Raw genomic sequence first — 21138 nt, forward strand, 5'->3', positions numbered from 1 at the left:
GCGTTCGGTCAACCGCGTGCGAATGCCCGCGAGACCCGCCTGAAGATCAGCAACGCCCGACACAGCTGCACGCCCAGCCAGACTTGCGACAACGTGAACAACGCGCCGGCCAGCGGCGCCATCGCGCGCGGCTGCAGCGGCACCAGCAGCACCATCGCCAATGCCAGCAGCAGCAGACGGGCATGCCAGCGCTGCTGCCGCTCGCCAATCAGGGTCTGCATGGCCGGCAGCCGCACATGCTTCGGTACGCGCCGGCGCAAGTGCATCCAGACCATGAACGGAACGATCTTGCCCAGCATCGCATTGACCGGCAGCACGCCGCCGCCCACCAGCGCCAGCGCGCCCATCCACCACGCCACCGGCCAGTCCGGCGGCAACCAATGCGCGGCGAGTCCCAGCACGGCAACCGCCAGCCAGGCGCTGGTGGCGGCCAACCACAGCGGCCAGGCCGGATCGTGCCGGCGCCTTGCGCCGCCCACCGCCAGCACGCCTGCCGCCGACAATGCGCCCAGCGCCAGCCAGCCCCAGCCCTGCCACCACAGCGCATGCCCCCGCCAGCCGATCACGCTGCCTAGCAGCAGCGGCGCCCACAGCCACGCCGGCACCCACCGCTGCCACCGCGCGGGCCAACGGCGCGTCTGCCAGAACATCGGTAGCACCGTCGAGGCCACGCCTGCCACCAGCGTCGCCAGCCAGCCGCCCAGCCCCCAGCCGACGTGCAGATCCAGCAGGGTGGCCGACGGCGCGAACATCCCCAGACCGAGCACCGTGGCCAGCGTGGCGCCGCTGGCCAGCGTGAACAGCAGCGCCGAGCCGATCCACCGCAGCGTGCGCGTGGTGGCGTGCGTCCCGGTAACCCGCCGCCCCGCCAGCACCAGCAAAACGGCGGGGATTGCCAGCAGCGGCGCGCCAAACCACGCCGCCAGCGCAAACGCGGCACGCCCCACTCCGAGAAAGCCCGCGCCCAGCGCGGCTGCAGTCGCCACGCAGGTCGCGGCCACGCAGGGCGACACCCAGCGCGCGGCCGACACCGGCACGCCCGCCACCACGGGAAACAGCTGGAACAGCGCTCCCAGCATCGCCGGCAACAGCATGCCGACGGCAAGTGCATGGGCAAGCGCCAGCGTGAGCGGCGCAAAGCGATCCGGCAAACCGTCGACCGGGCCCAGCGCCAACAGCAAGCCCACCGCCGCGCCCGCCCACGGAACGGGCAGCAGGCAGCCGAACACGACACCCGGGGCAGGCATGCGTTCATAGAAGAGAGGGGGGGCGGTTTTGGTCATGGGCGGCCGGCGTGCTGAGTCACCCACGCTAGCCGATGCGGGGCCCGGCCCATTTGACGTGAATTAAGGCTCCGGCGGCATGCCGGCGTCGCAGGCGCCATCGGCGCCGTTGCGGCGTGCCGTGGGCCGCCCCCGTCGAACGAACTAGCCCGACCGACAATCCCTGGCGCAGGCCGTCCTCCTCCAGTGACGAATGGACGCACCTGCGTGGCGCAGCCGACACTGGGCAAGCCTATTCGCGCCCAGTGTCAGCCATGTCCTCCACTCCCATCGTTTCGCAAGATGCCATCGCGCAAGCGGCCGTTGTACCGCGTGCCTATTCGGTACTGGCCTCATCCACCTTCGCCTTCACCATCTGCTTCGCGGTGTGGACGATGTTCGCCATTCTCGGGATTCCGCTGCAGAAGCAGCTCGGCCTGTCGGAAACCGAATTCGGCCTGATTGCCGCAACGCCCATCCTGACGGGCTCGCTGGCGCGCGTGCCGCTGGGCATGTGGACGGACCGCTTCGGCGGGCGCATCGTGTTTTTCCTGCTGATGCTGGCCACGGTCGTCCCGATCTGGTTTGTGGCCGAGGCGACGCGGCTGTGGCAGTTCCTGCTGCTCGGGATGCTGGTCGGGCTGGTCGGCGGCTCATTCTCGGTGGGCACGCCATACGTGGCGCGCTGGTTCCCCAAGAGCCGGCAGGGCTTTGCCATGGGCATCTTCGGCGCCGGCAACGCGGGCGCTGCGCTCAACAAGTTCGTCGCGCCGCTGCTGGTGGTCGCCGCGGGCACGTGGACGGTGGTGCCGCGCGTGTACGCCGTCGCCATGCTGGTCACCGCGCTGCTGTTCTGGTTCGGCTCGGCCACCAATCCGGCCCATGCCGCTGGCAAATCGGTCTCGCTGCGCGCGCAGCTGCGGGTGATGAAGGATCCGCGCGTGTGGCGCTACTCGCAGTATTACTCGGTGGTGTTCGGCGGCTATGTCGGGCTGTCGCTGTGGCTCACGCGGTACTACGTGTCGGAGTACGGCTTCTCGATCAAGACCGCGGCCTTCCTGGCGGCGTGCTTCTCGCTGCCGGGCGGCGTGCTGCGCGCGGTGGGCGGCTGGCTGTCGGACCGCTACGGCGCCTCCCGCACCACCTGGGCGGTGATGTGGGTGTGCTGGGTCGCGTTCTTCCTGCTGAGCTATCCGCAGACGCAGTTCACGGTGACCAGCACGCGCGGCCCGCTGGACTTCCACATCGGCCTGTCGCCGCTGGCCTTCACCGCGCTGATCGGCGTGGTGGGCGTGGCCATGGCCATCGGCAAGGCCTCGGTCTTCAAGTTCATCTCGAACGATTTCACCGACAACATCGGCGCGGTCTCGGGCGCGGTGGGCCTGGCCGGCGGGCTGGCGGGCTTCGTCCTGCCGATCCTGTTCGGCGTGCTGGTCGATCTCACCGGCATCCGCTCGACCTGCTTCATGTTGCTGTACGGCGCCGTGTGCGTGAGCCTGGTGTGGATGCACTTCAGCTTCCGCGCCGGGCGCGGCGGCATGCCGTCCGAACCGCCGCGCCCGGCTGCCCTCGCGCAGCGCGCCGCCTGATCCCTTTCTCATCTGCCGTGCCCGCCGGGGCGCGGCTTTGCTGGAGTTCATCATGTCGTCAAACGTCCTCACGCACTGGGAGCCGGAGAACCCTTCGTTCTGGCGCGCCACCGGCCAGTCGGTGGCCTATCGCAACCTGTGGATCTCGATTCCCGCCCTGATGATCGCGTTCGCGGTCTGGTCGTTGTGGAGCGTGGTCGTGGTCAACCTCGACAAAGCGGGGTTTGCGCTCACCAAGAACCAGATGTTCTGGCTCACCGCCTTGCCGGCGCTGTCGGGCGCCACGCTGCGCATCTTCTATTCGTTCCTGGTGCCGATTTTCGGCGGGCGGCGCTGGACGGCGCTGTCCACGGCCAGCCTGCTGATCCCCGCGCTGGGCATGGGCATGGCGCTGCGCGATCCGCAGACGGGCTTTCCGACCCTGCTGGTGCTGGCGCTGCTGTGCGGCCTGGGCGGCGGCAATTTCAGCTCGTCGATGGCCAACATCAGCTTCTTCTTCCCCAAGCAGAAGAAGGGGCTGGCCACGGGGCTGAACGCCGGCATCGGCAACCTGGGTGTGTCGGCGGTGCAGTTCATCACGCCGCTGGTGATTTCGGTCGGCGTGTTCGGCGCGCTGGGCGGCGACCCGCAGACCTACACGGCCGGCGGCGTGGGGCGCAGCCTGTGGCTCCAGAATGCGGGCTTCCTGTGGGTGCCGTTCATTCTTGCGGCTACGCTGGCCGCGTGGTTCGGCATGCATGACATTGCCGATGCCCGCGCCTCCTTCGCCGACCAGGCCGTGATCTTCAAGCGCACCCACAACTGGCTGATGTGCCTGCTGTACGTCGGCACCTTCGGCTCGTTCATCGGCTTCTCGGCCGGACTGGCACTGCTGACCAAGTCGCAGTTTCCCGATGTCGACCCGACCGCCTACGTGTTCCTCGGGCCGCTGGCCGGCGCGCTCACGCGGCCGGTGGGGGGCTGGATTTCGGACAAGCTCGGCGGGGCGCGCGTCACGCTGTTCACCTTCGCCGGCATGATCGCGGCGGTGGTGGGCGTGCTGATGTTCCTGCCCGCCGAGGGCAATGCCGGCAGCTTCGCGGGCTTCCTCGCCATGTTCATCGTGCTGTTCGCGCTGACCGGTATCGGCAACGGCTCGACCTTCCGCATGATCCCGATCATCTTCCTCACGCAGCATCAGCGGGCGGCCCGGGGCCAGGACGACGCCGCGCAGCGCCAGGCCGTCCAGGACGCCGGCAAGGAATCGGCCGCCGTGCTGGGCTTCACCGGCGCGATCGGCGCGTACGGCGGCTTCTTCATCCCCAAGAGCTTCGGCACCTCGCTGGAGCTGACGGGCTCGGTCAATGCCGCGCTGTACTGCTTCATCGCCTTCTACGTGGTGTGCGCACTGGTGACGTGGGCCATCTACGCCCGCCGCAACGCGCCCATGCCGTGCTGAGCGCTGGCCGGGCGGCATAGTTCTTTCGAACTAGGTGCGCGGCGCGGGCTAGCTCCACCGCAGTGCATCGGCACACCGCCCGGCGAATAGGCGCGCCCGGCACCACTCCGTAAGCTCAAACCATCCCCGCAAACACCGCGTGCCGACAGGTGCGCGGACCATCGCATCATGAGTCACTTTCTCGATCGCCTGAAGTTCCTCACCCATGTCCGGTCGACCTTTGCCGACGGCCATGGCGCCGTCGTCAACGAAGACCGCCGCTGGGAAGACGGTTACCGCAGCCGCTGGCAGCACGACAAGATCGTGCGCTCCACCCACGGCGTGAACTGCACGGGTTCCTGCTCGTGGAAGGTCTACGTCAAGAACGGCCTGATCACGTGGGAAACCCAGCAGACCGACTACCCGCGCACCCGCCCCGACCTGCCCAACCACGAGCCGCGCGGCTGCCCGCGCGGCGCGTCGTACAGCTGGTATGTCTACTCCGCCCAGCGCGTGAAGACGCCGCTGATCCGCGGCCGCCTGATGCAGATGTGGCGCGAGGCCCGCAAGACCATGGACCCGGTCGCCGCCTGGGAATCCATCAGCCAGAACCCGGAGAAGGCCAAGCGCTACAAGAGCGTGCGCGGCCAGGGCGGCTTCGTGCGCGCCGACTGGGACACCGCCACCGAGATCATCGCCGCAGCCAACGCCTACACCATCAAGCGCTACGGCCCCGACCGCGTGGTCGGCTTTTCGCCCATCCCGGCCATGTCGATGGTCAGCTACGCGGCCGGCGCGCGTTACCTGAGCCTGATCGGCGGGGTGTGCCTGTCGTTCTATGACTGGTACTGCGACCTGCCGCCCGCCAGCCCGCAAGTGTGGGGCGAGCAGACCGACGTGCCGGAATCGGCCGACTGGTACAACTCCACCTACCTGATGGTGTGGGGCTCCAACGTGCCGCAGACCCGCACGCCGGACGCGCACTTCTACACCGAAGTCCGCTACAAGGGCACCAAGACCGTGGCGATCTCGTCCGACTACGGCGAGATGGTCAAGTTCGGCGACATCTGGCTCGCCCCCAAGCAGGGCACCGACGCCGCGCTGGCCATGGCGATGGGCCACGTGGTGCTCAAGGAATTCCACGCGACGGGCAAGTCCGCCTACTTCCGCGACTACGTCAAGCAGTACACCGACATGCCGATGCTGGTCCTGCTGCGCGAGGCTGAAAACGGCAGCTACACCAGCGACCACTTCCTGCGCGCCTCGCACTTGGCCGGCAACCACGGCGAGGCCAACAACCCCGAGTGGAAGACGCTGCTGATCGACGCGCCGACCGGCCGGCTGGTCGTGCCCAACGGCACCATCGGCCTGCGCTGGAACGAAGCGCAGCACGACGGCGGCGCCAAGGTCGGGCGCTGGAACCTCGAACTGAAGGACGCCGCCGACGGCGCGGCGATCGACCCGCTGCTGTCGCTGAACGGTGCGCACGACGAGGTGGTGGACGTCGGCTTCCCGTACTTCGGCGGCGAGCACGATGCGCGGCTCCTGCGCCGCGTGCCGGTCAAGCGCGTGACGCTGGCCGACGGCAACACCGCGCGCATCGCCACCGTCTACGACCTCCAACTGGCCAACTACGGCGTCGACCAGGGCCTGGGCGGCCCCAACGTCGCCGCCGGCTTTGACGACGACGTGCCCTACACCCCGGCCTGGCAGGAAAAGCACACCGGCGTGCCGCGCCAGCAGGTGATCCAGGTGGCGCGCGAATTTGCCGACAACGCCGACCGCACGCGCGGCAAGAGCATGGTCATCGTCGGCGCCGCGCTGAACCACTGGTACCACAACGACATGATCTACCGCGGCATCATCAACCTGCTGATGATGTGCGGCTGTATCGGCCAGAGCGGCGGCGGCTGGGCGCACTACGTGGGGCAGGAGAAGCTGCGCCCGCAGTTCGGCTGGGCACCGCTGGCGTTCGGGCTGGACTGGTCGCGTCCGCCGCGCCAGATGAACGGCACCTCGTTCTTCTACAGCCACACCAGCCAGTGGCGGCACGAGAAGCTCTCGGTGGACGAGATCCTCAGCCCCACGGCCGACCGCGCGCGCTACGACGGCCTGTCGCTGCTGGACCTGAACGCCCGCAGCGAGCGCATGGGCTGGCTGCCTTCCGCGCCGCAGCTCAACGCCAACCCGCTCGACGTGACCGATGCCGCGCAGGCGGCCGGCCAGGAGCCGGTGGCCTACACCGTCGAGCAGCTCAAGGCCGGCAAGCTGCGCTTCGCCTGCGAAGACCCGGACCACCCGGACAACTTCCCGCGCAACATGTTCGTCTGGCGCTCGAACATCCTGGGCAGCTCGGGCAAGGGCCATGAGTATTTCCTGAAGTACCTGCTCGGCACGCAGAACGCGCTGTTCAGCGATGAGTCCGCCGCCATCAAGCCGGCCGAAGTGGAAGTGCGCGAAGCGGCCGAAGGCAAGCTCGACCTGCTGACGGTGCTGGACTTCCGCATGAGCACGACCTGCCTGTACGGCGACATCGTGCTGCCCACCGCCACCTGGTACGAGAAGGACGACCTCAACACGTCCGACATGCACCCGTTCATCCACCCGCTGTCGGAGGCGGTGCAGCCGCTGTGGGAGTCCAAGACCGACTGGGAGATCTACAAGACCATCGCCAAGAAGTTCACGGAAATCGCCGGGCCACTGCTGGGCACGCGCCGCGACCTGGTCTGCACGCCGCTCATGCATGACACCCCGGGCGAACTCGGCCAGCCGTTTGCCCCCCGTGACTGGAAGCACGGCGAGTGCGACCTGATCCCGGGCAAGACCGCGCCGGCCATGACGGTGGTCGAGCGCAACTATGCCGACATCTATCGCAAATTCACCTCGGTCGGGCCGCTGCTGGACAAGCTCGGCAACGGCGGCAAGGGCATCAACTGGGATACTGAGCACGAGGTGCACGAGCTCGCCGGCCTGACGCACAAGGTGACCACGCCCGGCGTCAGCCAGGGCCGCCCGCGCCTGGAGACGGCCACCGACGCGGCCGAGATGATCCTGACCTTCGCGCCCGAGACCAACGGCCACGTGGCGGTCAAGGCATGGGACGCGCTGTCGAAGATCACCGGCCGCGACCACACGCATCTGGCCGTCGGCCGCGAGCACGACAAGATCCGCTTCCGCGACGTGCAGGCGCAGCCGCGCAAGATCATCTCCGCGCCGACGTGGTCGGGGCTGGAGTCCGAAGAGGTCAGCTACAACGCCGGCTACACCAATGTGCACGAGCTCATTCCATGGCGCACGCTCACCGGCCGCCAGCAGTTCTACCAGGACCACCGCTGGATGCTCGACTTCGGCGAGGGCGTGTGCCTGTACAAGCCGCCCATCGACACCAAGACCGTGCAGCCGATGCTGGGCAAGCATAGCAACGGCAACCCGGAGCTGGTGCTGAACTGGATCACGCCGCACCAGAAGTGGGGCATCCACTCGACCTACTCCGACAACCTGCGCATGCTCACGCTCTCGCGCGGCGGGCCGCACGTCTGGGTGTCCGAACCCGAGGCGAAAGCCGCGGGCCTGCGCGACAACGACTGGGTGGAGGTCTTCAACGTCAACGGCACGCTCACGGCGCGACTGGTGGTCAGCCAGCGCGTACCGCGCGGCATGTGCCTGATGTACCACGCGCAAGAGAAGATCGTGAACGTGCCGGGCGCCGAGACCAGCGGCATGCGCGGCGGTATCCACAACTCCGTCACCCGCACCGTCACCAAGCCCACGCACATGATCGGCGGCTATGCGCAGCTGGCCTACGGCTTCAACTACTACGGCACCGTAGGCAGCAACCGCGACGAATTCGTGATCGTGCGCAAGATGCAGCGCATCGATTGGATGGAAGAACAACTGGCCGAAACACTCCCGGGAGCCTCGCAATGAAAATCCGTGCCCAGGTGGCCATGGTCCTCAATCTGGACAAATGCATCGGCTGCCATACCTGCTCCGTGACGTGCAAGAACGTCTGGACCTCGCGCGACGGCGTGGAATACGCCTGGTTCAACAACGTCGAAACCAAGCCCGGCGTGGGCTACCCCAAGCAATGGGAGAACCAGGACAAGTGGCAGGGCGGCTGGCAGCGCAACGCCGACGGCAAGCTCACGCCGCGCCAGGGCGGCAAGCTGAAGATCCTCGCCAACCTGTTCGCCAACCCGAACCTGCCGCAGATCGACGACTACTACGAGCCCTTCACCTACGACTACGCGCGCCTGCAGAACGCGCCGCTGTCGCAGACGCCGCCCACCGCTCGCCCGGTCTCCGCCATCACCGGCAAGACCATGGAGAAGATCGAATGGGGCCCGAACTGGGAAGATGACCTGGCCGGCGAGTTCGACTCGCGTGGCCGCGACCAGCTCTTCGAAGACATCCAGAAGGAGATGTACTCGACCTTCGAGAACACCTTCATGATGTACCTGCCGCGCCTGTGCGAACACTGCCTGAACCCGACCTGCGTGGCCTCGTGCCCGTCGGGCTCGGTGTACAAGCGCGAGGAAGACGGCATCGTGCTGGTCGACCAGGACAAGTGCCGCGGCTGGCGCATGTGCGTGTCGGGCTGCCCATACAAGAAGATCTACTTCAACTGGCAGAGCGGCAAGGCGGAGAAGTGCGTGTTCTGCTTCCCCCGCATCGAGGCCGGGCAGCCGACGGTGTGCTCGGAGACCTGCGTGGGCCGCATCCGCTACCTGGGCGTGATGCTGTACGACGCCGACCGCATCGAGGCCGCCGCCAGCGTGGAAAACACGCAGGACCTGTACAACGCGCAGCTCGACGTGTTTCTCGACCCGCACGACCCGGCCATCCAGGCCGAGGCGCTGCGCCAGGGCATCGCGCAGAACTGGATCGACGCGGCGGTCAAGTCGCCGGTCTACAAGATGGCCTGCGAGTGGAAGGTGGCCTTCCCGCTGCACCCGGAATACCGCACGCTGCCGATGGTCTGGTACATCCCGCCGCTGTCGCCGATCCAGTCGGCGGCGGAGTCCGGCGTCATGGGCATGGACGGCATGATCCCCGACGTGAAGAGCCTGCGCATTCCGGTGCGCTACCTCGCCAACCTGCTCACCGCGGGCGAAGAGGCACCGGTGGTCAGCGCGCTCGAACGCATGCTGGCCATGCGCGCCTACAAGCGCGCGCAGACCGTGCACGGCGCGCAGGATCTCGACGTGCTGCAGCAGGTGGGCCTCACGCCCGCGCAGGTGGAAGACATGTACCAGATCATGGCGATCGCCAACTACGAAGACCGCTTCGTCATCCCGGCCTCGCACAAGGAGATGACGCAGGACAGCTTTGACGAGAAGGGCGCGTGCGGCTTCAGCTTCGGCAACGGCTGCTCGGGCGGCGTGTCCGAGGGCACGCTCTTCGGGCGCAAGAAGGCCAGCGTGTCGACCATCAGCATGCCGGTCTCGCGCAAGAAGACCAGCGCAGCCTGATGCCACCGGAGACCATCATGACCCAGCCTTCGCTGTACCACCTGCTCTCCACCCTGCTCGCCTACCCCGAGCCGGAGCTGCTGGACGCCCTGCCCGAGATCGACCGCCTGCTCAGCGCCACCCCCGATGCACACCGGCGGCTGGCGCCGCTGCTCGACACGCTGCGCGGCACCGATCTCATCACCTTGCAGGAACACTACGTTGCCACCTTCGACCGTAACCCGTCGCATGCGCTGCATCTGTTCGAGCACGTGCACGGCGAGAGCCGCGACCGCGGCCAGGCCATGGTCGACCTGATCGAGGAGTACCGCAAATACGGCGTCGAGCCCGCTGCCAACGAGCTGCCGGACTACGTGCCGCTGTTCCTGGAAGTGCTCGGCCACATGGACGCGACCGGGCACGGCGAGCAAGCCACGACCTTGCTGGGCGACGCCATCCACGTGCTGGCCGCCGTCGGCGAGCGCCTGGCGCGCGACGGCACGTCCTACGCCGCCGTCTTCGATGTCCTGCTCACGCGCAGCGACGTGCAGCCGCAGCCGCTGACCGAGCCGCCCATCCGCGACATGGACGAGGCCATGGAGCACTTCGGCCCCGGCGCGGACGGCGTCGAGCCGCTGCTGCGCCCCGCGCCGACGGCGGAGCAGCCCGTGCAGTTCCACCCGCGCAAGGGCGCGGCTGCGCACCCCACCCCTCTGTGAGCCTGACATGACGATGCTCAACACCCTGCTCTTCGGTATCTACCCGTACATTGCGGGCACCATCTTCCTGCTCGGCAGCCTGCTGCGCTTCGAGCGCGAGCAATACACCTGGAAGAGCGACAGCTCCCAGCTGCTGCACACCGGCACGCTGCGCGTGGGCAACCTGCTGTTCCACGTGGGCATCCTGGGCCTGTTCGGCGGGCACCTGGCCGGCCTGCTCACGCCGGTGGCGGTGTGGGACGCGCTGGGCGTGCCCCATGGCGTCAAGCAACTGGTGGCGATGACCGCCGGCGGCGTGCTCGGCAGCCTGTGCCTGATCGGCCTGCTGATGCTGATCTACCGGCGCCTCTCCAACCCGCGCATCCGTGCCGTCACGCGCCGCGGCGACAAGCTGCTGCTCGCCTGGCTGCTCATCACGCTGCTGCTCGGCCTGACGACCATCTTCACCTCCGCCGGCCATCTGGACGGCCACGTGATGGTGCTGCTGATGACCTGGGCCCAGCACATCGTGACCCTGCAGGCAGACGCCTCCAGCTTCGTCGCCGACGTGCCGCTGATCTTCAAGCTGCACCTGTTCATGGGGATGTCGCTGTTCCTGATCTTCCCGTTCACGCGGCTGGTGCATGTGTGGAGCGGGCTGGCGTCGGTCACGTACGTGGGCCGCGCCTGGCAGCTGGTGCGGGGACGCTGACATGGCAACGCGCAAGCCGGCCGTGTTCGGCATCACCGGCCGCTCCGGCAGCGGCAAGACCACGCTGATCGAGGCCGTGCTGCCGCTGCTGCGCGCCCGCGGCTTGCGCGTCAACGTGATCAAGCACAGCCACCACAGGCTGACGCTGGAGCCGCCGGGCAAGGACAGCGCCCGGGTGCGCGCCGCCGGCGCCAGCGAGGTGATGGTGGCCTCCCCCTACCACTACGCCATCGTCCACACGCTGCAGGACGTGCCGGAACCCACGCTGGATGCGCTGCTGGCGCGCATGAGCCCGGCCGACCTCACGCTGGTGGAAGGTTTCCGGCGCGAGCCGATCCCGCGCCTGGAAGTGCATCGTCCAGCACTCGGCAAGCCGCCGATGTATCCTGACGACGACAGCATCCTCGCCGTGGCCAGCGATGTGGCGCTGTCGCTGGACCGCCCGAACCTGTTCCTTGATCGGCCGCAAAGCGTGGCGGACTTCATCTGGCAGATACTCGAACTCGATCCACTGCCCGCATAAGGCCACCCCGACTCGATCCAAGTCCAGCGGAGGATGGCCGGGCTTTACACGCGCCCCAACCATGAACGCTGCCTCCGTCCCGCTTTCAGCGATGCTGCCTCCTGTGCGGCAACGGCTGTCGACCCGTATCGTCTCGGCCTCCCTGGCGGCGCTCACGCTGGTGCTGGCGATGATCTGCGGCACGCTGTGGCTGTCGTGGCAGCTTGAAGGCGCCGGCGCCGCCATCAACGACACCGGCAGCCTGCGCATGCGCGCCAGCCAGATCGGCGTGGCCGTGCTGCAAGCGCGCAACGGCGATACCCGCCTGCTCGACCAGCAGGTCAGCCGGCTCGACACCACCCTCGACAGTCTGAACAAGGGCGACGCCCAGCGGCCGCTGTTCCTGCCGGCCGACACCGATGTCCACAGCCAGTTCGACGCCGTCTGCGCCGCCTGGCGGAACCGCCTCAAGCCCAGCATCGCCGCCGACATCGTCCGGCCGCACGGGGCCCCGTCGGCCTATCTGGCGCATCTGCCGGGCTTCATCGACCAAGCCGACCAGCTCGTGCGCATGATCGAGCAAAGCAACGCCCACAAGACCACGCTGCTGCGGCTGTCGCAGTTCGCGCTGGCCGCCATGGCCAGCGTGGGCTCCCTGGCGATGATCTATCTGCTGTACCTGTGGATCATCCTGCCGGTGCTGCGCCTGCAGGACGGGCTCCAGCGCATGGCGGCGCGCGAGTTCACCACGCGCCTGACGGTGGAGTCGTACGACGAGTTCGGCCTGCTGGCGCACGGCTTCAACCGCATGGCCGAAGAGCTGCAGGGGCTCTACGCCGATCTCGCCTCGCGCGTGGCGCGGAAGACCGAAGAGCTGGCCGAGCAGAACCGCGAGCTGTCCGCGCTGTACGACATCACCGCGTTCCTCAACATCTCGTCCGATATCGACGCGATGTGCCGCGGCTTCCTGCATCGCGTCACCACGCAGTTCGGCGCCGCGGGCGGCAGCATCCGCGTGATGGACCCCGACGGCGAGCGGCTGCACATGGTGGCGTCCGTCGGCCTGCCCGCCGAGCTGGAAGAGGCCGAGCAATGCATGCGCGCCGATACATGCCTGTGCGGCCAGGCCACGCAGCAAGACGTGGTGATCGTGCACGACTTCCACCGCATGCGGTCCAAGGCGGAGCCGGCGGCGCCCATGGCACTGCCCTGCCAGCGCGAGGGCTACACCACCGTGGCGGTGTTCCGCATCCTGACGCAGCAGGCCGTGCTCGGCACCTTCTCGCTGCACCTGCGCGACGACCGCCAGCTGCCGCCCAACGATCTGCGCCTGCTGGAGACGCTGGGCCAGCATCTCGGCATCGCGCTGGAAAACCTCCGGCTGCAGGCCAAGGCCACGCAGCTGGCCGTGGTGGAAGAGCGCAACCTCGTCGCACAGGGGCTGCACGACAGCATCGCGCAGGGCCTGAATTTCCTGAACCTGCAAGTGCAGATGCTGGACACCGCCGTGCAGGACGAAAACCTCACGGAGGCGCGCGAGACCGTGCCGCTCCTGCGCTGCGGCGTGGAGGAGTGCTACCAGGATGTGCGCGAGCTGCTGCTGAACTTCCGCAGCAAGCTGGAGAGCGGCGAGCTGCGCCCGGCGGTCGAGCAGACGCTGGCGCGCTTTGCGCGGCAGAGCGGCATCGTGCCGACGCTGCGCTACCAGGAAGCCGGCGGCGCGCCCCTGCCGGCGGATCAGCAGTTGCAGGTGCTGTTCATCCTGCAGGAGGCGCTCTCCAACGTGCGCAAGCACGCCATGGCCAGCCGCGTGGACGTGGCCATCACCAACGGCCGCGACTTCGAGCTGCGCGTGGAAGACGACGGCCGCGGCTACGATGCCGCCGAAGTCGCCGAATGCGGCGAGGCCCACGTCGGCCTGAACATCATGCGCGAACGCGCTGCGTGGCTGTCGGCACAGCTGCGGCTGGAGGGCTGCCCCGGCCAGGGCGCCTCCGTTATCCTGCTGCTGCCCGGACAGCAGCGTCAGGCCGCCTGACCTCAACACTCCATCGCTCCACCGCGCCGACCACCATGACCATCCGCATCCTGCTCATTGACGACCACACCCTGTTCCGCTCGGGCATCCGGCTCCTGCTGCAGCGGCAGCCGGACTTCGAGGTCGTCGACGAAGCCGCCGACGGGCTGGAGGGCATCAAGCTCGCCAAGCGGCACCGGCCCGACGTGATCCTGCTCGACCTGAACATGCCGGGGCTGTCCGGGCTGGAGACCCTGCAACTGCTGGCGCAAGACCTGCCGGAAACGGCCGTGGTCATGCTGACCGTGTCCGAAGAGGCCGACGAATTGAAAGCCGCGCTGCGCGACGGCGCGCGCGGCTACCTGGTGAAGAACATCGAGGCGGACACCCTGGTGGCGGGCGTGCGCCGCGCGGCGGCTGGCGAGCCCGTCATCTCGGAGAGCATGACGGCCAAGCTGGTCGCGCATTTCCGCGCGCCGGAAAAGGCTGCGCCGGCGGCCCCCGCAGCCGCCGCGTCCGTCAGCGCCGACCGGCTCACCCCGCGCGAGCGCGAGATCGTCCGGGGCCTGGCACGCGGCGAAAGCAACAAGGAAATCGCCCGCGCGCTGGACGTGGCCGAGAGCACGGTGAAGATTCACGTGCAGAACATCCTCAAGAAGCTCAACCTGACCAGCCGGGTGCAAGTGGCCGTCTATGCCGTCGAACATGGGCTGAACAGCGCTTGATGGCGCTGGCGCACCGGCAACGCCGCACGCCCGATCCCGTTTTCGTTCTCCGTCGCCGCCCTTCCCCACGAGCGGCATCCTCGTCGGCGCGCCCCCTCTGCGTGGGCACGGTGGGCGCTGAAAACCTCGGACGCCCCTCCAGCCGCTGCACCAGCCTCGGTGCCGCCAGGACATCGCCACCACTGTGCCCCCCTCCAATCCCGGCATCCGACGAGGCTGCGGGCAATGAGCACGGGGGACTGGATCGCTGCAAGGTCATCCAAGCTGCCGATGTCGGTCTGATGGCCTGGCGTGCCGCGGGGAAGCTCGGCATCTCCAAGCACCAGGTCAAACTGCAGGCTGATCTCGATGCACGGCTTGGCCGATACAACAACCAGCGCGAACCTCAATGGCCATGGTGTTACGGTACCCCCCCATGCGCATCCTCTGACCGCGCAGTACCCTCCCGCCTCTGATCACCTTCGCCGAAATCGGCAGATTGATCATCATTGAGGTTTCAGGAAGCGAGAGATGAGCAGCTTCATGTTTGCGAAGCTCCGGTTCTTGTTCAGCTTCGGATCGCGGATGGTCATCGCCTGGGCGCCATCTACGACAGCCAGCAGCACCGCTGCCGCCATATCTGCATCGAGGCTACTGTCGACCTGCCCCTTTTCCTGCGCTGTCCTCAGGAAATTCGTCAATAGCGACCGCACTTCGCGGCTGTGATCCCTCACGATTTCGGCGACTGCCGGGTTGTGTCCAGCCTCTGCCAGCATATCGAGCACGAGCGACTGGCCAGCTTGCCCATGCCTCGTTTTTGCTGCCTGGTCAATGAAGCTACCGATCGGATCCAAGCTTGCCATCATCTCCTCAACGCGAGCGGTGCCGCGCATGAGTCCTGTCTCGACAATGGTGCGGAGAATCTCTTCCTTGCTGGAGAAGTAGTGATAGAGGTGCCCGGAGCTCATCCGGGCCTCGGCACAGATGTTGGAGATGCTGGCGCCTCGAAATCCGTCGCGGCGGAAGCACCGGTCTGCCGCCGCGAGAATTTCCTGCCGTCGCTTCTCATGTTTGACCGGGTCGATAGTCCTCACTGAAACACCTCATAACTAGATTGCTCACTCTAGCACACGGGCTCAAGCGGCTCCGTCGCAGCAGTGAGGTTCTTCTCCGGCCAGGTCAAAACTAGATCGATCGCTCTAGTTAACTTGACGGTCTGGCTGATCAATAATAGAGTGAACGATCTATCTATTAATTGAAAGGAAAACAGACAATGAGCCTGCGTCAATGGATGGTCGCCGCGACGGCTGCCCTCGCCCTGAGCCTGACCGCATGCGGGGGCGGGGAAACCGACCAGAGCGGCAATCCCAGCGTCGTCAAGGTGCAGCGCATGGTGGTGTTCGGCGACAGCCTGAGCGATGCTGGCACCTACACCCCGGTCGCGCAGGCGGTGGGCGGCGGCAGGTTCACCACCAACCCGGGCCCTGTCTGGGCCGAAACCGTGGCGTCGCAACTGGGCGTAGCGCTGACGCCGGCCGTGATGGGCTATGGCACCTCCGTCCAGAGCTGCCCCAAGGCCGGCTGCTTCGACTACGCGCAGGGTGGCTCACGAGTGACGGACCCGGACGGCATCGGCCACAACGGCGGCGCCGGCGCGCTGACCTATCCGGTCAAGCAGCAGCTCGCCAACTTCTACGCTGCCAGCAATAACGCGTTCAACGGTAACAGCGACATCGTCTTCGTGCTCGCGGGCAATAACGACATCTTCTTCTGGTCAGCCGCGGTGGCCACCAGCGGTTCGGGCGTGACGCCCGCCATCGCCACAGCCCAGGTGCAGCAGGCGGCGACGGATCTGGTCGGTTATGTCAAGGACATGATTGCCAAGGGCGCGACGCAGGTCTACGTGTTCAACCTGCCCGACAGCAGCCTGACGCCGCAGGGCGTGGCAAGTGGGACGACCGGCCAGGAACTGCTGCGTGCGCTGGTGGGCGCGTTCAACACGACGCTGCAAAGCGGGCTGGCCGGCACCTCGGCGCGCATCATCGACTTCAATTCGCAGCTCACCGCGGTGATCCAGAACGGCGCCTCGTTCGGATTTGCCAACACCAGTGCCACAGCTTGCGATGCAACTAAGGTCAACGCCCTGGTGCCGAATGCCGGGGGCAGCTCGCTGTTCTGCTCGGCCAACACGCTGGTGGCTTCCGGTGCGGACCAGAGCTACCTGTTCGCCGACGGCGTGCACCCGACCACGGCCGGCCATCGTCTGATTGCCAGCAACGTGCTGGCGCGTCTGCTGGCGGACAGCGTAGCGCACTGAGCGTGGCACACGGTTCTACAAAACGCCCGCAGTGGTCGCGGGCGTTTTTGCTTTCAGGTGCGGGACGCCGACAGTAATTTGATCTACCAGACCTTCATCCGACTCTCCGATCAAGGTTCTGATCGGACAACGCACAAGCACTGATTCGGTTGTCATGGATTTGGCAATCCTCATCCTCGTTTCTTCCAGGACACCTAGCCCGCGCGTCGGGTTGGGTTGCTCAATAGGCGAAAATTTCGGATAGTGACGGCAGGAAACGGATCGCTCCCTGCCTGCGCAGCTACCTGAAATCCAGATCAAATCAGGCGCCCGATTCAACCCAACCGCGACGCGCCGGCACACGATCCCCGCGAACGGGTGAGGCGAAGCGAAGTGTCTCACCCCTCCGTCAACCGCGGTTATTTCAGGCTACGCCGCCCCCAAAGCATGACCGTGAAAGCCTTGCTGCGGCTGGCATTTGCGTCACTGACCGCTCTGATGCTCGCGCTGGCCGGCATCGCCGTGAACTCGATGAATGACGCCAGCAATCAGGCTTCCCGCTACACCTAGGGCATCGGGGCCCGCGCCGCAACGATGGAAGCGTACCGTGCGTCCGTGCGCCGGCACGCCATTTCACTGCAGCGCGTGATGCTGGCGGCGAATCCGGCCGAACTGGAGGTGGCGCGGTCGATGGAATCGAAGGCAGCGACGCAGTCGCTCGAAGAACAGGCCACCCAGTTGACTGCCGCCCGCGCGGGGCCCGGCAAGCGCCACGGCCACGCATGCATCGCGCCGGACGGACGTCGATGCGGCGTCCGGTCTGCCCGGCTTCGGCCGGGGTCTAGCGCTGCAATCTGCGCAGCAGGCACACCGCAGCCACCAGCAGGAACCCCACGGCCAGCGGCATCCATGAGCGCCAGTCAACCATGACCCCGGTCACCCAGCAGATGGCCCGCTCCATCCCAACGGGATGCTTCCTGTTCAACATCGCGACGGCCATGACCAGGCTGAGGATCAGGAACAAGACCCCGAACGCCACACTCTGCTCGAAGACGTAGTCCCGGGCATCCTTGACGTGCACCCGCTTCTCGAGCGGATAGGCATCCACACTTCTTTCCCGCTTCATCGCTCCGACTCCATCGCACACGCACGTCCCACCACGTCTTGACGTGCGCAGAGGGAACATCTCTTCCGTTTCAGAAGTGCTTAGCCTGCCTCAATCGCAAACATTTATTGCAATTCACATCTGCAATAAATAATGCTCACGCCCATTTCCCCAACCGTCCCGCCAAATCAGCCGTAGGGGCTTGACTCGATGGTCATCGGACACCGACGACACTACAATTCGTGCCGAATGGTCTGCCCGGCGGATCCATTTGCGCGCCCACCCTGCAAAAAATTCAAGGTGGAATTAAGTAAAGGGTAATGATTGCCTTGGCAGTTCAGGCATTTTCTTACGAGCAATCCCACAAAACATCCGTACAAATTACGGACGAATCTTATGCAGCTTGACATTGCGATGAAGAAAACACCGGAATTCATTTTTTCAGGCGCCCGCAACTTATGCCAACCGTTCTTTAATGAAACCGGATTAAATTCCTTCTCGTATTCGCGCCTGTTCATGGATGGAACGCGATCCGAAGTGTGGAGCGACGCCGGGGCGTTCGAACACACCTTCCACAAGGCCCGCTACATTGTCGGCGCCTATACGCCGCAATATTTCGAACAGCGTGAACGCTATTCCATTTTAGACAGGAAGGTTGAAACCTATCCTGCACATCTTCGAACGCGCTACCGCCAGCAGCTCGCGGATCAACGTGATTACTTTGATTACGACCACTGTTTTGCGATATTGAATCAGAACCATGCGTTCAGCGAATATTTTATTTTTTACGCGCCGCGCAGCAATGTCATGGCGCTGAATTTCTACCTGAACAATTTTGATCGGCTCGAAAATTTTTCGAGCTACTTCCTGCAGGCCGCCGCCGGCCTGATCGAGCAGGCGGATCAGTACCGCATTCACCGCGCGGTCAATCCGCCCCCGGTTGCGACGAGCATTGAAGCGCTGGTTCAGCGCCCCTTCCCGGGCGAAAAGACGATGTTCACCCCACGGGAAGACGATGTCGCCAGGCTCCTCGTGACCGGTGCGACCGCCAAGGAAATCGGCAACACGCTCGGCATCTCGCATCGCACCGTCGAGAGCCATCTCGAGCACATGAAGCAGAAACTCGGGTGCACGAAGAAATCGATGCTCGTCAAGGAGCTCCTTGCGAAGCAGCATGCCCATTACCTGATGCATCAATAGGCATGCGGATCGCCTGGGCGATCGCCGATGCGCTGACGATCAGCCGCCGGCGGATGGGCGGCGCCAGGTCGCGGAAATCGCCGCGATGCCCCAGGCGCCGGCCTGCTTGGCTTGATCGAGCATGTCCGGGCGCATGCCGCCCAGCGCGAACACCGGGATGCGCGCACCCTGAACCAGCGCGGCGAAGCGCTCCCAGCCGAGCGGGTCGGCCTCCGGATGCGTGCGCGTCGGCAGGACCGGGGACAGGGTCACAAAGTCCACCGCCATCCTGGCGGCTTGCTCCAGTTGCTCAGCGCTATGGCAGGCCGCGGACACCAGCATCGTCTCAGGCACGGGCCTCGACCGCAGCGACATCAATGCATCGCTGCTCAGGTGCACGCCATCGCAGCCGGCCTCGCGGGCCATGTCGATCGGGCCATTGAGCATCAGAATCGTCCCAAACTGGCGGCACAGATCCCGCGTCCTTTGCGCGACCGCCAGGTGCTCGCGCGAGTCCAGCCGCTTTGCGCGAAGCTGAAGCAGGCGGACACCCGACCGAAGCGTGTCGGTCAGTTCAGCGAAGAACGGCTCAAAATTTGGCGAGCCGGCCGGCTCGGGCGTGACCTGGTAGAAATCCGGAAGAGAAACGCTTCTCATGCTGTGTCCGTGCCCCATGGTTGAAGGATGCCCCCTCGGGTTGGTTAGGCGCTGGGCCTGAAAAAGGTCCTTGAAGGGCAAGGCGGGAAATGCCTGGCGTGCGGAAACCGAGCCGTCCGCGGGGTCAGACTTTCCTGAGCCGTAGCGCGCTGGCGATCGAAATGACCGCCAAAGCGGCCACGTAGCCCCCAATATACGTGACGCCGTCCGGCACGTTCCCGAGCAGCGCGGTGGCGACGATCGGCGCCAGCCCGCCCAATGCCCCGGCGATGTTGACGGCAAGCGATGCACCGGTATATCTCGCAATCACCGGAAACTGCTGCACAAAGAGACTGGCCTGCTGGGCCGCCATGGAGAACGACAGCACGACGCTGACCGCCTCGGCCAGGACCACCCACACCATCGCGCGGGTGTTCACCAGCATGAAGAACGGAAGGATCCAGAGCAGCGCCGTGACAATGCCGGCGATATAGATCCGGCGCGCGCCCCATCGGTCCCCCAGCATGCCGCACAGCGGCATCAGGAACGTCGCCGCCGCCGCGCCCAGCGTGACGCCGTTGAGGCACCAGGCGCCGGGGAGGCCGCGCTGCTTCGTCGCGTACCAGAGCGTGAAGGCCGTCACGATGTAGAAGAACGAGATCTCCGCGACGCGCGCGCCGGCCACGCTCAGCAGCGCGCCGGCATGATCCTTGAAGACGTTGCGGACGGGGTATTTCAAGCACCGCCCCTGCTGCTTGGCCGCGGCGAACTCGGGTGTCTCGTCCACTTTGCGGCGTAGCAGCCACCCGAGCGCGACCAGCAGCCCGCTCGCGACGAACGGAATCCGCCACGCCCAGCTCAGCATCGCCTCGTGGCCGATCGCGCTCACGGCAGCCATGGCAAGCGACGACAAGGTCAGCCCCGCCGCCACCCCGGTCTGCGACAACCCGCCCAGCAGCCCCTTGAAACGCGGCGAAGCGTGCTCGACCGCCAGAATGACCGCGCCCCACTCCCCGCCCACGGCAAAGCCCTGAACGAGCCGCAGGACGATCAGCAGAAGCGGCGCAAGATAGCCGATGGCGTTGTACGACGGCAGAAGGCCGATCAGCACCGTCGGCAACCCCATTGCCAGCAGCGAGGCCAGCAACACGGTCTTCCGGCCCAGGCGGTCGCCGAAGTGGCCGAATGCGAGCGCGCCGAGCGGGCGCACCACGAACCCCAGCCCGTACGTGCCGAACGCCGCAATGGCGCCGCTCAGCGCACCCAGCTTCGGAAAGAAGACCTGGTTGAATACCAGGGCGGACGCCGCGCCGTACAGGAAGAAGTCGTACCACTCGATCGTGCTGCCCAGCAGGCTCGCGAGACTGGCCCGCACTGCCGCATAGCCGCCGGGCGGCGGATCCTGTGCCTTGACAGGGCTGAGCCCCCCATCCGCCGGGCGGCCGCCGGCCAGTGCAGCGATGCCATCCGCAGCGCCCTGCCGCCCCATCGAAGCCGCCGGCCCGGCCGGCCAGCCCCTACCTTTCGCTTGCATGTCGGTCACGTGTTTCCCTTTTTCGCGGATTGACGAT

Annotated in this window: 17 protein-coding genes; 12 read left to right on the forward strand and 5 right to left on the reverse strand. The window is 66.4% G+C overall.

What is annotated here, in order from left to right; all coding sequences use genetic code 11:
• Positions 1-8: 8 nt before the first annotated feature.
• On the reverse strand, positions 9-1283 hold the full coding sequence (locus GO999_RS18870) for a phosphatidylglycerol lysyltransferase domain-containing protein (protein WP_029240556.1): 1275 nt from the start codon (positions 1281-1283) through the stop codon (positions 9-11).
• A gap of 254 nt (positions 1284-1537) precedes the next feature.
• On the opposite strand from GO999_RS18870, the gene GO999_RS18875 reads away from it, so the two are divergent.
• The 9 genes from GO999_RS18875 to GO999_RS18915 all read left to right on the forward strand — a co-directional run bounded on the left by GO999_RS18875 (position 1538) and on the right by GO999_RS18915 (position 14372).
• Positions 1538-2851: an MFS transporter gene (locus tag GO999_RS18875; protein WP_011004264.1), complete on the forward strand. Its 1314-nt coding sequence runs from the start codon at positions 1538-1540 to the stop codon at positions 2849-2851.
• Positions 2852-2903: 52 nt separating this feature from the next.
• Positions 2904-4289 (forward strand): NarK family nitrate/nitrite MFS transporter, encoded by a 1386-nt coding sequence (locus tag GO999_RS18880; protein WP_064478574.1) that lies wholly within the window; start codon positions 2904-2906, stop codon positions 4287-4289.
• Between the two features lie 168 nt (positions 4290-4457).
• On the forward strand, positions 4458-8195 hold the full coding sequence (locus tag GO999_RS18885) for a nitrate reductase subunit alpha (RefSeq protein WP_058908450.1): 3738 nt from the start codon (positions 4458-4460) through the stop codon (positions 8193-8195).
• The gene (gene narH / locus GO999_RS18890; protein WP_011004267.1) at positions 8192-9739 is read left to right on the forward strand and encodes a nitrate reductase subunit beta; all 1548 of its coding nucleotides are present in this window, start codon (positions 8192-8194) and stop codon (positions 9737-9739) included. The genes GO999_RS18885 and narH overlap by 4 nt, the downstream gene beginning before the upstream one ends.
• Before the next feature lie 17 nt (positions 9740-9756).
• A complete protein-coding gene (narJ, locus tag GO999_RS18895; protein WP_211907111.1) occupies positions 9757-10437 on the forward strand; it encodes a nitrate reductase molybdenum cofactor assembly chaperone in 681 nt (226 codons plus the stop codon).
• Positions 10438-10444: 7 nt separating this feature from the next.
• The gene (narI, locus tag GO999_RS18900) at positions 10445-11128 is read left to right on the forward strand and encodes a respiratory nitrate reductase subunit gamma (RefSeq protein WP_019719643.1); all 684 of its coding nucleotides are present in this window, start codon (positions 10445-10447) and stop codon (positions 11126-11128) included.
• Position 11129: 1 nt separating this feature from the next.
• On the forward strand, positions 11130-11651 hold the full coding sequence (gene mobB, locus GO999_RS18905; RefSeq protein ID WP_011004270.1) for a molybdopterin-guanine dinucleotide biosynthesis protein B: 522 nt from the start codon (positions 11130-11132) through the stop codon (positions 11649-11651).
• Positions 11652-11712: 61 nt separating this feature from the next.
• Positions 11713-13668 (forward strand): type IV pili methyl-accepting chemotaxis transducer N-terminal domain-containing protein, encoded by a 1956-nt coding sequence (locus tag GO999_RS18910; protein WP_028854380.1) that lies wholly within the window; start codon positions 11713-11715, stop codon positions 13666-13668.
• A 35-nt stretch (positions 13669-13703) separates the two neighbouring features.
• On the forward strand, positions 13704-14372 hold the full coding sequence (locus tag GO999_RS18915; RefSeq protein ID WP_016727496.1) for a response regulator: 669 nt from the start codon (positions 13704-13706) through the stop codon (positions 14370-14372).
• A 485-nt stretch (positions 14373-14857) separates the two neighbouring features.
• Here the strand turns inward: GO999_RS18915 and GO999_RS18920 are convergent, their stop codons facing one another.
• Positions 14858-15445 (reverse strand): TetR/AcrR family transcriptional regulator, encoded by a 588-nt coding sequence (locus tag GO999_RS18920; RefSeq protein WP_019719641.1) that lies wholly within the window; start codon positions 15443-15445, stop codon positions 14858-14860.
• A gap of 179 nt (positions 15446-15624) precedes the next feature.
• Between GO999_RS18920 and GO999_RS18925 the strand changes: the two genes are divergently transcribed.
• Positions 15625-16668 (forward strand): SGNH/GDSL hydrolase family protein, encoded by a 1044-nt coding sequence (locus GO999_RS18925; RefSeq protein ID WP_028854383.1) that lies wholly within the window; start codon positions 15625-15627, stop codon positions 16666-16668.
• A 426-nt stretch (positions 16669-17094) separates the two neighbouring features.
• Positions 17095-17217, forward strand: coding sequence for a hypothetical protein (locus GO999_RS24995; RefSeq protein WP_264297099.1), 123 nt, complete (start codon positions 17095-17097; stop codon positions 17215-17217).
• A 271-nt stretch (positions 17218-17488) separates the two neighbouring features.
• Here the strand turns inward: GO999_RS24995 and GO999_RS18930 are convergent, their stop codons facing one another.
• On the reverse strand, positions 17489-17755 hold the full coding sequence (locus GO999_RS18930; protein ID WP_225891710.1) for a hypothetical protein: 267 nt from the start codon (positions 17753-17755) through the stop codon (positions 17489-17491).
• 393 nt (positions 17756-18148) lie between these two features.
• On the opposite strand from GO999_RS18930, the gene GO999_RS18935 reads away from it, so the two are divergent.
• Positions 18149-18952, forward strand: coding sequence for a helix-turn-helix transcriptional regulator (locus GO999_RS18935; RefSeq protein ID WP_020830007.1), 804 nt, complete (start codon positions 18149-18151; stop codon positions 18950-18952).
• Positions 18953-18991: 39 nt separating this feature from the next.
• On the opposite strand, the gene GO999_RS18940 is transcribed toward GO999_RS18935, so the two are convergent.
• Together GO999_RS18940 and GO999_RS18945 are read right to left on the reverse strand one after the other, a co-directional pair.
• Positions 18992-19588, reverse strand: coding sequence for a thiamine phosphate synthase (locus GO999_RS18940; RefSeq protein ID WP_011004276.1), 597 nt, complete (start codon positions 19586-19588; stop codon positions 18992-18994).
• Positions 19589-19712: 124 nt separating this feature from the next.
• Positions 19713-21056, reverse strand: a complete 1344-nt coding sequence (locus GO999_RS18945; protein WP_211907187.1) for an MFS transporter — start codon at positions 21054-21056, stop codon at positions 19713-19715.
• Positions 21057-21138: the final 82 nt, after the last annotated feature.

The sequence above is a fragment of the Ralstonia nicotianae genome (genome assembly GCF_018243235.1).
In the GTDB taxonomy this organism is placed as follows: domain Bacteria; phylum Pseudomonadota; class Gammaproteobacteria; order Burkholderiales; family Burkholderiaceae; genus Ralstonia; species Ralstonia nicotianae.

Coding starts and splice junctions, on each gene's coding strand:
- GO999_RS18870 (WP_029240556.1), bottom strand. CDS start 1,283: ATGACCAAAACCGCCCCCCCTCTCTTCTATGAACGCATGCCTGCCCCG.
- GO999_RS18875 (WP_011004264.1), top strand. CDS start 1,538: ATGTCCTCCACTCCCATCGTTTCGCAAGATGCCATCGCGCAAGCGGCC.
- GO999_RS18880 (WP_064478574.1), top strand. CDS start 2,904: ATGTCGTCAAACGTCCTCACGCACTGGGAGCCGGAGAACCCTTCGTTC.
- GO999_RS18885 (WP_058908450.1), top strand. CDS start 4,458: ATGAGTCACTTTCTCGATCGCCTGAAGTTCCTCACCCATGTCCGGTCG.
- narH (WP_011004267.1), top strand. CDS start 8,192: ATGAAAATCCGTGCCCAGGTGGCCATGGTCCTCAATCTGGACAAATGC.
- narJ (WP_211907111.1), top strand. CDS start 9,757: ATGACCCAGCCTTCGCTGTACCACCTGCTCTCCACCCTGCTCGCCTAC.
- narI (WP_019719643.1), top strand. CDS start 10,445: ATGACGATGCTCAACACCCTGCTCTTCGGTATCTACCCGTACATTGCG.
- mobB (WP_011004270.1), top strand. CDS start 11,130: ATGGCAACGCGCAAGCCGGCCGTGTTCGGCATCACCGGCCGCTCCGGC.
- GO999_RS18910 (WP_028854380.1), top strand. CDS start 11,713: ATGAACGCTGCCTCCGTCCCGCTTTCAGCGATGCTGCCTCCTGTGCGG.
- GO999_RS18915 (WP_016727496.1), top strand. CDS start 13,704: ATGACCATCCGCATCCTGCTCATTGACGACCACACCCTGTTCCGCTCG.
- GO999_RS18925 (WP_028854383.1), top strand. CDS start 15,625: ATGAGCCTGCGTCAATGGATGGTCGCCGCGACGGCTGCCCTCGCCCTG.
- GO999_RS24995 (WP_264297099.1), top strand. CDS start 17,095: ATGACCGTGAAAGCCTTGCTGCGGCTGGCATTTGCGTCACTGACCGCT.
- GO999_RS18935 (WP_020830007.1), top strand. CDS start 18,149: ATGCAGCTTGACATTGCGATGAAGAAAACACCGGAATTCATTTTTTCA.
- GO999_RS18940 (WP_011004276.1), bottom strand. CDS start 19,588: ATGAGAAGCGTTTCTCTTCCGGATTTCTACCAGGTCACGCCCGAGCCG.
- GO999_RS18945 (WP_211907187.1), bottom strand. CDS start 21,056: ATGGGGCGGCAGGGCGCTGCGGATGGCATCGCTGCACTGGCCGGCGGC.